We start from the raw sequence: 11,940 nt of genomic DNA, 5'->3' as shown, positions 1-11,940 counted from the left end.
AGGAGTTCCAAATTCAGATGGAGATTTTGGAGCAAACTATGCTGATCCAACAGTAGTATTAGCTTCAAAAAGATTAAATGCAGAATATTATAGTGAGCATATGAAAGAAGAAGCTGGAGCTACAACTCCTCTTAACAAGTCATATGATGCAATCCAAGAATATGTTAAGGGTATGACTGTAGAAGAGCTAGAGAGCGAACTTTCAGTTGTTCCATCAGAGGACATGGTTGATGCAGTGAGTGGCGCAACATTAAGAGATACAGCAGGATACCTTAAAGCTATACTTGCAGCAGCGAAGGAAGCAAAATAATTTAAATATTTATCTATTAAAGTAAAATATTAAGTCAGACAAAAAATAATCAAACACCTCATTTCGGAATAATTATCTATCGAAATGAGGTGTTTTTATATCATAACTATTATGATTTTTCATTTAGATTTTTTAGCAATTTATTGAGTCTTTCCTTTAAATCAGAAGCTTCATCTATAGACATGCCAGTAGTACAGAAGGCTTTCATTGGTATTTCAGAGGCTTTGTCTTTTAGAGAAACTCCCTTTGAAGTTAGTTTTACACATACATTTCTTTCATCTTCTGGGTTACGAATTCTCTCCAGTATACCTTTAGTTTCCAATCTCTTTAGCAAAGGAGTTAAAGTACCAGAGTCTAAATTGAGTTTCTTTCCAAGTTCTTTAACAGTTATATTATCCTTTTCCCAAAGAACTAAAAGAGTAATATATTGAGTGTAAGTAATACCAATATCTTTTAATAAAGGCTTATAGGTATTAACTATAGCCTTTGAAGCAGAATATAAGGCAAAGCATAATTGATTATCGATTTTTAAATGTTCATATTTCATAAAAATACTCCTTATCGTAGTTTATAATAGGCTTTCAATTTCAGGAAACATATCTAGAAGCTCTGTTGTGGTTTCAATTCTACCAACTATATTTTCTTTTTTACTTTATTTCATTTATAAGCTTCTGTATCTTACTTCCCAGTTTAGAAGGCTTTGTCATGGGAGAAAATCTCTCTATAACATTCCCATTTGAATCTACAAGGAATTTTGTAAAATTCCATTTAATTTTATTACCCATAAATCCCGATGTAGTTTCTTTTAGGTATTTGAACAATGGAAGAGTATTGTCTCCATTAACATCTATCTTTTCAAAGATAGGAAAAGTCACACCATAATTAAGTGTACAGAATTGTTTAATTTCACTAGAATTACCAGGTTCTTGATTAGCGAATTGGTTGCAAGGAAAACCTAAAATTTCAAATTTTTCATTTCCATACTTTTCATATAGATGTTGAAGACCTTCATACTGAGGAGTGAGTCCACATTTACTAGCAGTATTTACAATAAGTAGAACCTTTCCTTTATAGTCTCTTAATGAGACTTCTTCACCTAAATTGTTCTTAGCTTTAAAATCATATACATTCATAATGAGCATCCTCCAATCATTTAATTGATATAACAATTAAAAATTTTTCAAAATTAAATTGTGCACAATATAATTTAATATTATAATACATTTTTTGAAATGATATGTCAATAAAAAATTGTAAATTTTAGAATTAGAAATATTTAAAGTTAACTTAGAACTAAAGAGAATAATATTGACAATTATTAATAAATTGTGATATATTTAGTTTAAAATGGAGTCATGAAGGCTCTAACAACATTGTCATGAATAATAATGTTAATTTCACCCATGAATGGGATAAGTATAAGAACTTACCTTTTTATGGGTTATTTTATTTTTTTAGAGGGGTGGATAAAATGCATATGGCGGATGCCTTGATTTCTCCAATAGTTGGAGGAACAATGTTAGCTACATCAGGTGGTATTACAGCTTATTCAATAAAAAAAGTTCAAAATGTTATAGATGAAAAGAAGATTCCTTTAATGGGTGTTATGGGGGCTTTTGTTTTTGCTGCTCAAATGATTAATTTTTCCATACCAGGGACAGGATCTAGTGGACACTTGGGAGGAGGCATGTTACTAGCAATACTGTTAGGACCCCATGCGGGATTCTTAACTATGGCTTCCATTTTGTTAATACAGGCTTTATTCTTTGGAGATGGTGGGTTACTTGCTTATGGTTGTAATGTATTTAATTTAGGATTTTACACCTGTTTTCTTGCATATCCTTACATATATAAATGGTTTACACGAAAAGGTATTAACTCAAAAAAAATATTTGTAGCATCACTAATATCGTCTGTGATTGGACTTCAGCTTGGGTCTTTGAGCGTTGTTATAGAAACATTATTATCAGGAAAGACAGAGCTTCCCTTTGGCACATTCTTTTTATTAATGCAGCCTATACATTTGGCAATAGGTATAGTAGAAGGGCTTGTAACGGCAGCTGTTGTAACTTTTATTTGGAAGTATAGACCAGAAATCTTAGAAAGAACTGCTAAAGGAAAGGCTTTAGCTAGCACAACTATTAGTAAAGTAATAATAGCACTATTAGTTGCAGTAGTTATAGTAGGTGGCTTTTTCTCATGGTTTGCTTCATCGAGTCCTGATGGATTAGAATGGTCAATGGAAAAAACTGCCGGAACATCTGAATTGGAGACATCTAGTGAAATACATGAGATACTTGCAAATGTTCAAAGCAGAACAGCATTTTTACCGGATTATGATTTTAAAACTAATGGAGAAAATGAAGAACAAGATATGAAATCAGAAGACAAATGGCCATCTGTAAATTCAGGAACAACTACATCTGGTATTGTTGGGGGATTATTAACTATTGTTTTAATAGGAGCTACAGGATATATTATTAATTTGATAAAACGTAGGAGAAGGAAAATAAGCTAATAGCAACAGATCGTTGCAATTATAAGACTTACACTAAAATAATATTAAGGATTTGATTTCATATGTCCACACTTAAAAATTCATTATATCACTTAAGATTATTGGATGACCTTGGAAAGCATAATTCCTTTATACATAAAGTACATCCACTTATAAAGCTAATAACCACAGTTTTTTATCTTGCTGTGGTTATATCATTTGAAAGATATGATGTAAGTGGACTTTTACCTTTAATCTTCTATCCAATGTTTATATTTTTGCTAGGGGAATTACCAATAACTCCAATTCTTAAAAGATTATTAATCGTTGCTCCACTGATTATTGGGATTGGAATAATGAATCCATTATTTGATAACTCAAAGGTACTTATAGGTAATATATATATATCAAGGGGCTGGATTACTTTTTTATCCATATTAATAAAATGTGGATTGACAGTAACTGCAAGTATTTTACTTGTAGCAACTACAGGAATTAATAGAATAGCAGAAGCATTACGGATGCTTAAGGTTCCTAAGATATTTGTATTACAACTATTACTAACCTATAGATATTTTTCTGTTTTGATTGAAGAAGTCTCTATAATGATAAGGGCATATTCTCTTCGGGCACCTGGACAGAAAGGGATACATAGGAGTGTGTGGGGTTCTTTTACAGGAATATTAATAATAAGGACTTTTGATAGGGCACAAAGAGTATATCAGTCCATGAATTTAAGAGGGTTTAGAGGGGAATATATTAATGGTTATAATAGCAAAATTACTTTTAAAGACTTTCTATATTTGATGATGTGGTGTTTCTTTTTCACAATAGTGAGAATATATAACATACCTTTGATCATAGATAGGATATTTACAGGAGTGATTAATTAAATGGGTAATAATAAGCTAATAATAAAAAAATTACATTTTACATATCCAGGTGAACATATAGCTATAAAAGATATTTCATTTGTGATTTCAGAAGGAGAATCTGTAGGGATTATCGGAGCAAATGGAGCGGGCAAATCTACATTATTAATGCTGATTATGGGGATTTTATTTCCAAATACTGGAGAAGTATTAGTGGACAATAGAAGTATAAATAAAAAAAACTTATCTAAAATTCGTCAACAGCTTGGAATGGTATTTCAGAACCCTGATGATCAGCTATTTATGACAAGTGTTTATGAGGATGTTGCCTTTGGGCCTAGAAATTATGGACTTGATGAGGTTGAGGTAGAAAATAGAGTAGAAAAGGCATTAGCAATGGTTGGCATTTCTCATTTAAAGGATAGGTCACCATTTAAGTTATCCGGTGGTGAAAAAAGATCTGCTGCCATAGCTTCTGTTTTATCTATGGAACCTGAGGTACTGATAATGGATGAACCAACTTCAGCTTTAGATCCTAAATCCAGACGAAAATTGATTCAGCTCTTAAATAGATTTAAGCACACAAAAATAATTACAAGTCATGATTTAGATATGGTACTAGATACCTGTAAAAGAACTATTGTAATTAAAGGTGGTAGAATAGTAGCCGATGGTAATACTAAGGAAATCTTAACCAATGATGAATTATTAGATAACTGTGGACTAGAAGTTCCTCTCTCACTGCAAAATTGCCCTGTTTGTGGCACTAAAAAAGAAATTTAAAAAGATTAGAAATAATCACGAGATTTAAACTAATAAGACACATGTAATTGCTAAAAAATAAATCCACAATATAAGCTTCATTTTGGTATCACTTCTAAAGTAGTTACCATGATGGAGCTTTCTTTATTAATTTATGAATTATGTAATTAGTATTTAAGTAAACTTTTAAATAAAACCTAATATGTTTTTAATAAAGGTATTTCTTCTATGACAAAATAACTAAATTACTGAATAGACATATCATCAAGCTAATAATCATAATAATAAATTAGAAATAAAACATAAAGTTCTGGGATAGGTATAAGTATTTATAAAATCTCTCATAATACTAGTGTTAAAGAATAATATGGAAAGGATGATTAATAATGACAGTAAAAAACGATATGACAGCTGATTTCTTAAGATCAGCCTATGGTGGTGAAAGTATGGCTCATATGAGATATTTAATATGGGGTGATATGGCAGATAAAGAAGGAATGCCTAATATTGGAAGATTATTTAGAGCTATAGCTTATGCAGAGTGGGCTCATGCTGATAATCATTTTAGAGAATTAAAGGATAGAGAAGGTGACTACGATGTAACAGCGGGTGCAGTTTTTGGATCAGGTAAAACAGCTGATAATTTACAAGGAGCAATAGAGGGAGAATTACACGAGGTTGAACAAATGTATCCAGTATATCTAAATGCTGCGCGTTTTCAGAATGAAAAAGGAGCAGAGAGAGCGTTCCATTATGCATTAGAAGCTGAAAAAATACATGTTACACTTTTTTCAGAGGCGCAAGAGGCTGCGAAGCAAGGAAATGATATGGAATTAGGTCCTGTATATGTTTGTCCCATTTGTGGTCATACTATAAAAGATCATTTACCAGATGTCTGTCCAGTATGTGGAGCAAGAAAAGAAATGTATAAACACTTTACCGCATAATTATCATTTTAAGACTATTTTCAGATTTAAAGCGGTGATTTTCTTAAGAGAATTACTGTTTTGGTTTAATACTGTAAAAATACTTAAAATTTGTAAATATACAAGTTTCAGCTTAATAAAATTATTTATAAGCGACACTAAGAGCTTCCTATGTGAAACATGGGAAGTTCTTTTGATTTATATCATCAGACTAAATATCCCTTAAAAAATAGTATTTATACTAAATATTGAAGATAATAATAAAAAATACCATTAAGAACAATAATATTATATAAGAATAAACTGTGTAAAAAAAGGATGAGAATATGTTTAAATTTGTAAAGAACTTGATTATAGATGAGAAAAAGAGAGAAAACAATAACAACTATGAAAATATAGAAATAGGAAACTCCTTAGAAGATAAAATTAGTATGCTAAAAAAAATACTCACAGGAGATGATGGTATAGTCTACAGGAGATTGCAGACTAAAGGGCCTAATAGTATTAAGTGTTCTATTATTTTTGTGGATAGTTTAGTTGATACAAGAAAGATGAATGAAAGTGTTCTAAGGGCAGTAATGGAAACATCCATTGAAAACAAACCTACCAATAGGTCGACACTAGATTACTTTATTGAAAAAATAGTATCTGCAGGAGAAATAACGAAGTCAAAAGACGTAGATTATATAATTGGTTCTATTTTATATGGAGACACGATTCTCATGATCGATGGAATAAAAGAAGTTTTAGTAATTGATACAAAAGGTTGGAAGACTAGGGCTATATGCGAACCTCTATCTGAAAGTAATGTTAGAGGTCCTAGGGAGGGATTTACTGAATCTATAAGAGTAAATATTTCACTGATAAGAAGAAGGATTAGAAGTCCTAAACTAAAATTTAATTTTAGAGAATTAGGTAGGGAGACAAAAACTAAGGTATGTTTATGTTATATGAATGGAATAGCCGATAAAAAGATAGTAAAGGAACTAATAACTAGATTGGAAAAGATTGATATAGATGGAATACTAGAGACTGGCTATATTGAAGAAATGATAAAGGATGCACCTTATTCTCCATTTAAAACCATAGGTAGTACAGAAAGGCCAGATGTTGTCTGTGGAAGATTACTTGAAGGAAGAGTTGCATTAATATGCGACGGCACTCCATTTGTGTTGACACTTCCTTTCATTTTTATAGAATACTTTCAAGCTAATGAAGATTATTATAAAAATTATATATATGCTAGTGCTTCAAGATTATTAAGAATAACAAGCTTTTTTCTAGCTACTAGCATTCCTGCAATTTATGTTTCATTAGTGACATTTCATCAAGAGATGATGCCTACAGAACTAGTTATGAGTATATCAGCAGCTCAGCAAGGAGTTCCATTGCCTACAGTTGTGGAGGCACTAGTGATGCTTCTAGTCTTTGATATTATACGAGAGGCTGGAATAAGACTACCAGCACCTATTGGTCAAACAGTCAGCATAGTTGGAGCCTTAGTTTTAGGTCAGGCGGCAGTAGATGCAAAGGTAATAAGTGCACCAATTGTAATAGTTACTGCTTTTACAGGTATATCAAGTTTTTTACTACCGAAAATGCTAGATGCTCTATCTATAATAAGAGTCGTTTTCGTCATTCTCGCTTCTTTTTTGGGTCTCTATGGATACATTTTTGGAGTAATGGCTTTGTCTATTCATCTAATAAGTATAAGATCCTTTGGAGTATCTTATATGAGCAATATCGCATCGTTAAATGGACAAGAAGAAAAAGATATGTTTATAAGAGCTCCTTGGTGGAAAATGTATTTTCGTCCTAGAGCAATAGTTAAAGAAGATATAGTTAGAAAGGAAGACGATAGTGAATAGTCTGGAGATGTTAATATAAAAATGATGAAAAAGATTATACTATTGATTACAATTATTTTGAGTATTTTGCTAACAGGCTGTTGGAATTATAGGGAACTAAAAGAGCTTTCAATAGTTACAGGAATGGCAATAGATAAAAATAAAGAGAATGGAAAGTATATAGTCACTGTTGAGATAACAACGCCTAAAGGACAAAAGGATATAAATATGATTTCTGATGTGATTTCAATTGAAGGAGATACAGTCTTTGATGCTGTAAGATTATTGATTTTGAAGAATGGTAAGAGACTATACTGGCCCCATGCAAAAATTTTAATAATAAGTGAAGATATAGCAAAGGAAGGAATTTTTCCAGCTCTTGATTTTGTAAATAGAGACGCTGAAGTTAGAGCAGATATAAGAATCTTAATGTCAAAGGATTGCAATGCAAGAAATATATTGCAAGGGAAGGAAAAGATACATGATAGTATATCCTTTCATATGAATGACATGATGGACGCCAAGGATGCAGTACAATATTTTAGAGATGCTAGACTATGGAGCTTTCTAAATGAAATATCTTCAAAAGGTATTGCACCAACCCTACCTAAAACATTCGTTATTGAAAGTGGAGATGAGGTAGTTCCAGAGATAAATGGAACAGCAATATTTAGAGAAGATAAATATATAGGAGAACTAGACGGACTGGAAACGAAAAGTTTTTTAATAATTATAGGAGAAGCTAAAGAAGGGATATATGTAATAAAAGATATTGGTGGCAGCGGTGAAAGTGTAACATTGGAGAGTTTCGGTATTAAAAGTAAAATAAAACCGGAGATGGTAAATGGACAGCTAATTGTAAAAATAAAGGTAGAAATGGATGCTTCTATTGGAGAAATCACGGGAATAATAGATTTCATGGATGATGGGAAAAGAAAAATGCTGGAGGAGGCTTCTAGGGAACAGATAAAAAAAAGGTTAGAAGATGTAATAAAGAAGGCTCAGCAAGAATATGACAGTGATATCTTTGGTTTTGGAAATGAAATCAAGTATAATATGCCAAATATGTGGAAAGAAATCGAAAGTGAATGGGATGATAAATTTAAAGAGATTAAAACAGAGGTAGATGTTAGTATTCAGATAAAGAGAAGCGCTTTACTATCAAAACCAATTAAAAAGGGAGATTAGGTATGTTTATTCTAGTGATAATATTTTATGCAATAATAGGGGTAACTGAGATATATTTATTAGCAAAAAAGAAAATGAAAAAAGAAATATATGTCTATAGTATTTTACTCTGTTTTTCTTTTACAATTAGTATGCTACTTAGCTTTGGTGTAAAGGTTCCTAGTCCTGCCAATTTAATAGAAAAAGTTGTTTTTGCAATTGTTGGAGAAAAATAATACTTAAAGGAGTATATAAATGAGGATAGAGAGGATTTCTAATAAGCAAGGGGTATTTACTATAATCCTTTTTGTAGTTGGTGTTTCATCAATATTTACAACAGGAATAGAAGCAGGAAATGATTTATGGTTATCGGTTATCTGCTCAGTTATTTTTGCAATACCAGCTGTAGCTATATATGCTAGAATTAATTATCTTTACCCAGGTAAAGATTTATTTGATATTTTAGAGATTTGTTTTGGAAAAATATTAGGGAAAATAGTTGGACTTTTATATGTTTGGTTTGCATTTCATTTAAGTTCCTTAGTAGTCCGAGATTTCGGTGAATTTTATGTCACAGTTGCTGCGCCGGAAACGCCTATGATAGTTCCTATGCTATTTGTAACGTTATTAAACATATGGATTATAAAAGAAGGCATAGAGACAATAGGAAAGTTTGTTGAGATTTATGTTCCATTTATTATAGGATTAATAATTATTACTGTATTATTGCTAATTCCTCAAATGGAAATAGATAATCTAAAGCCATTATTATACAACGGAATTAAACCAGTATTAAAAGGTGCCTTTACTGATTTCTCATTTCCCTTTGGAGAAATTGTAATCTTCACAATGATTTTTTCATCTATAAAAAAGAAAGGACTTTCTCATTTTAAAATTTATTTTTCCGGTTTATTTATTTCTGGATTCATAATATTGATATCGTCAACAACGGATCTTCTTGTATTAGGAGCAGATAGGGTATCAGAGGTTTACTTTCCATCCTATGATGCAGTAAGGCGTTTGAACGTAGGAAATTTTATTCAGAGAATGGAAATAGTTGTATCAGTAGTTTTTCTGATAGGTGGATTTGTTAAACTAAGTGTATGCTCTTTAGCAGCATGTAAAGGGTTAACAAAGGTTTTTGGGTTTAAAGACTATAGATTTATAGTAACTCCAGTAGCTCTAGTAAAATTAAATTTAGCATATTTGATAAGTGACAGCATAATGGACTTTATAAGCTGGTCAACCCATGTATGGAAATACTATGCATTCCCATTTCAAGTTGTTCTTCCAGTTATTATTGTTATCGTGGCAGAAGTAAAAAGTAGAAAATCTAATTTAAAGAAGACATAAAATAATGACCTTAACCAATAAAGTTAGAGGTCATTATTTTTATTAATCTAAATTAAACCAAACCAAGAAGATGAGCACCTTGAGCTACTATGAAACATACTACAATACCGGTAATAGTAGGGACCAATAAAGATATCCAAGTCCATTTCCAGCTTTGAGTCTCTTTGCGTATGGTCCAAAGAGTAGTTCCACAAGGCCAATGGTTCAATGAAAATAACATAGTGCAAACAGCAGTGAGCCAGGTCCATCCATTATCAATAAATAGTTGTTTCATTTCAGCTAAATTATCTAGCTCTAGTATAGACCCCTTAGCCATGTAGCTCATGATTAGAATTGGTATTACAATCTCATTAGCAGGCATTCCCAATATAAAAGCCATCATAATGTAACCATCTAATCCCAATAAATTTGCAAATGGATCTAAAAATTGTGCACAATGAGTCAATATGCTTGCATTTCCAACGGTGATATTAGCCATAAACCAAATAACTAATCCTGCAGGAGCGGCAATAGCCACTGCACGGCCTAAAACGAATAAGGTACGATCGAAAATAGATCTAACAATAACTCTTCCTATCTGAGGCTTCCTATATGGTGGAAGCTCAAGAGTAAATGATGAAGGCAGTCCCTTTAATATCGTTTTTGATAATATTCTAGATATAAATAGAGTAATCATTACACCCAATACAATAGTAGCCAATATAGTTAGAGTAGCAACAATAGAACTAAATGCTCCTGCGGCACTAGCTATAAAGATGCTTGCAAGGGCAATTAAAGTTGGGAATCGTCCATTACAAGGGACAAAATTGTTTGTAATTATAGCAATCAATCTTTCTCTAGGAGAATCAATTATTCTACAAGAGATAATTCCTGCAGCATTACAGCCAAAACCCATACACATGGTTAATGCCTGCTTACCATGTGCACAAGCCTTTTTAAAATAATAGTCTAGGTTAAATGCTACTCTAGGTAAATATCCTAAATCCTCTAGTAGAGTAAATAGAGGGAAAAAAATAGCCATTGGTGGAAGCATTACTGATATAACCCAAGCTAGTGTTCTATACATACCTAATATAAGAATACTATGAACCCATTCTGGTGTACCAAGCCAACCAAAGAGTTCAGTCAGCTGACCTTCAATCCAAAATAATCCATTAGCTAACATGGAAGAAGGAACATTAGCACCTTCAATTGTAATCCAAAAAACTATACCTAAAAGAACAATCATAATTGGAATACCAAATATTCTGGAGGTTAATATGCTGTCAATTTTTCGATCTAGTTGATTATGAGACTTATTCTCTACTCTAACTACATCTTTGCCAATGTCTTCAGCAGTTTTTATAATATTAGAAACTATACGATCCCTAAGGTCTTCTATTTTTAAACCGTCATCCTTTAATTTATCTCTAGCTATTTTCAATTTTTTATTTAGTAATTCATTCTTAGTTAAATCAGAGTCAAGATACTCATTCATGGATTCTAATAATGGGAGGTCTCCATCAATAAGACGTAGAGAAACCCATTTACTATTAAATTTATTATCTATTAGTTTATTTATATCAGAGTCTACTTTCTTTATAGATTCCTCAATTATTTCGTCATAATTTATCTTTCTAGGATTTGTTTTAATTTCACCACTGGCGACTTTGGATACTGTATCTTTAAGTAGCTCTAGACCTTCACCATTTCTGGCAGTAGTGCCTACTACAGGAACTCCTAAAAGTTTAGATAATTTTTTTAAGTCAATATTAATGCTTTTTCTCTTTGCTTCATCCATAAGGTTTACACAAACTACTACTTTATCAGTAATTTCTATTATCTGTAACACTAAATTCAGATTTCTTTCTAGACATGTAGCATCTGTGACTACAACAGTTGCATGGGGATTACCAAAACATATAAAATCCCTAGCCACTTGTTCTTCAACTGAACTAGCTAATAGTGAATAAGTCCCTGGCAAATCTACTAATATATGTCTCTTATTATGATGATTATACTTTCCTTGAGCGTTTGTTACAGTTTTACCTGGCCAATTTCCGGTATGCTGATTAAGACCTGTAAGGCTATTAAAAACTGTACTTTTTCCTGTGTTAGGATTACCTGCTAAAGCCACGACTATGTCGTCAGGCGATTCAAAATCAACTTGGAACATCTCCTTTAAAGCACCTGTTCCAGTAGATTGATTGGTCAAACCCATTGAAAA

11 protein-coding genes and 1 pseudogene are annotated in these 11,940 nt (G+C 31.9%); 9 read left to right on the top strand and 3 right to left on the bottom strand.

From position 1 onward, the window contains the following. Nucleotides 1-310 (top strand): annotated as a pseudogene (locus JMO20_RS00200) (hypothetical protein); the annotation flags it as partial. A 109-nt stretch (nt 311-419) separates the two neighbouring features. Here JMO20_RS00200 and JMO20_RS00195 read toward each other — a convergent pair. Both JMO20_RS00195 and JMO20_RS00190 read right to left on the bottom strand, forming a co-directional pair. After that, entirely contained in the window at nt 420-857 is a 438-nt protein-coding gene (locus JMO20_RS00195; RefSeq protein ID WP_202707126.1) for a MarR family winged helix-turn-helix transcriptional regulator, read from the bottom strand. Nucleotides 858-957: 100 nt separating this feature from the next. Beyond that, nucleotides 958-1,443: a glutathione peroxidase gene (locus JMO20_RS00190; RefSeq protein WP_202707125.1), complete on the bottom strand. Its 486-nt coding sequence runs from the start codon at nt 1,441-1,443 to the stop codon at nt 958-960. A gap of 338 nt (nt 1,444-1,781) precedes the next feature. On the opposite strand from JMO20_RS00190, the gene JMO20_RS00185 reads away from it, so the two are divergent. The 8 genes from JMO20_RS00185 to JMO20_RS00150 all read left to right on the top strand — a co-directional run bounded on the left by JMO20_RS00185 (nt 1,782) and on the right by JMO20_RS00150 (nt 9,734). Further along, entirely contained in the window at nt 1,782-2,828 is a 1,047-nt protein-coding gene (locus JMO20_RS00185) for an energy-coupling factor ABC transporter permease (protein WP_202707124.1), read from the top strand. A gap of 62 nt (nt 2,829-2,890) precedes the next feature. Next, complete coding sequence (gene cbiQ, locus JMO20_RS00180) at nt 2,891-3,700, top strand: cobalt ECF transporter T component CbiQ (RefSeq protein ID WP_202707123.1); 810 nt, start codon at nt 2,891-2,893, stop codon at nt 3,698-3,700. After that, a complete protein-coding gene (locus JMO20_RS00175; RefSeq protein ID WP_202707122.1) occupies nt 3,701-4,462 on the top strand; it encodes an energy-coupling factor ABC transporter ATP-binding protein in 762 nt (253 codons plus the stop codon). It begins immediately after the preceding gene. Between the two features lie 365 nt (nt 4,463-4,827). Beyond that, complete coding sequence (locus JMO20_RS00170) at nt 4,828-5,388, top strand: rubrerythrin family protein (protein ID WP_202707121.1); 561 nt, start codon at nt 4,828-4,830, stop codon at nt 5,386-5,388. Nucleotides 5,389-5,693: 305 nt separating this feature from the next. Beyond that, nucleotides 5,694-7,235: a spore germination protein gene (locus JMO20_RS00165; RefSeq protein WP_202707120.1), complete on the top strand. Its 1,542-nt coding sequence runs from the start codon at nt 5,694-5,696 to the stop codon at nt 7,233-7,235. Nucleotides 7,236-7,256: 21 nt separating this feature from the next. Then, the gene (locus tag JMO20_RS00160; protein ID WP_202707119.1) at nt 7,257-8,402 is read left to right on the top strand and encodes a Ger(x)C family spore germination protein; all 1,146 of its coding nucleotides are present in this window, start codon (nt 7,257-7,259) and stop codon (nt 8,400-8,402) included. A 74-nt stretch (nt 8,403-8,476) separates the two neighbouring features. Beyond that, a complete protein-coding gene (locus JMO20_RS00155; protein ID WP_202707118.1) occupies nt 8,477-8,617 on the top strand; it encodes a hypothetical protein in 141 nt (46 codons plus the stop codon). Between the two features lie 19 nt (nt 8,618-8,636). Next, entirely contained in the window at nt 8,637-9,734 is a 1,098-nt protein-coding gene (locus JMO20_RS00150; protein WP_202707117.1) for a GerAB/ArcD/ProY family transporter, read from the top strand. Between the two features lie 52 nt (nt 9,735-9,786). Here the strand turns inward: JMO20_RS00150 and feoB are convergent, their stop codons facing one another. Further along, entirely contained in the window at nt 9,787-11,934 is a 2,148-nt protein-coding gene (gene feoB, locus JMO20_RS00145) for a ferrous iron transport protein B (RefSeq protein ID WP_202707116.1), read from the bottom strand. Nucleotides 11,935-11,940 lie beyond the last annotated feature (6 nt).

This window comes from Sporosalibacterium faouarense (genome assembly GCF_016765695.1).
Classification (GTDB): Bacteria; Bacillota; Clostridia; order Tissierellales; family VENL01; genus Sporosalibacterium; species Sporosalibacterium faouarense.
The sequence above is the reverse complement of the archived record's forward strand: the minus strand, read 5'-3'. Positions and strand labels throughout refer to the sequence as shown.

What these genes read in the sequence shown, in the direction of transcription:
- JMO20_RS00195 (WP_202707126.1), bottom strand. Translation starts at nt 857, where the DNA reads ATGAAATATGAACATTTAAAAATCGATAATCAATTATGCTTTGCCTTA.
- JMO20_RS00190 (WP_202707125.1), bottom strand. Translation starts at nt 1,443, where the DNA reads ATGAATGTATATGATTTTAAAGCTAAGAACAATTTAGGTGAAGAAGTC.
- JMO20_RS00185 (WP_202707124.1), top strand. Translation starts at nt 1,782, where the DNA reads ATGCATATGGCGGATGCCTTGATTTCTCCAATAGTTGGAGGAACAATG.
- cbiQ (WP_202707123.1), top strand. Translation starts at nt 2,891, where the DNA reads ATGTCCACACTTAAAAATTCATTATATCACTTAAGATTATTGGATGAC.
- JMO20_RS00175 (WP_202707122.1), top strand. Translation starts at nt 3,701, where the DNA reads ATGGGTAATAATAAGCTAATAATAAAAAAATTACATTTTACATATCCA.
- JMO20_RS00170 (WP_202707121.1), top strand. Translation starts at nt 4,828, where the DNA reads ATGACAGTAAAAAACGATATGACAGCTGATTTCTTAAGATCAGCCTAT.
- JMO20_RS00165 (WP_202707120.1), top strand. Translation starts at nt 5,694, where the DNA reads ATGTTTAAATTTGTAAAGAACTTGATTATAGATGAGAAAAAGAGAGAA.
- JMO20_RS00160 (WP_202707119.1), top strand. Translation starts at nt 7,257, where the DNA reads ATGATGAAAAAGATTATACTATTGATTACAATTATTTTGAGTATTTTG.
- JMO20_RS00155 (WP_202707118.1), top strand. Translation starts at nt 8,477, where the DNA reads ATGAAAAAAGAAATATATGTCTATAGTATTTTACTCTGTTTTTCTTTT.
- JMO20_RS00150 (WP_202707117.1), top strand. Translation starts at nt 8,637, where the DNA reads ATGAGGATAGAGAGGATTTCTAATAAGCAAGGGGTATTTACTATAATC.
- feoB (WP_202707116.1), bottom strand. Translation starts at nt 11,934, where the DNA reads ATGGGTTTGACCAATCAATCTACTGGAACAGGTGCTTTAAAGGAGATG.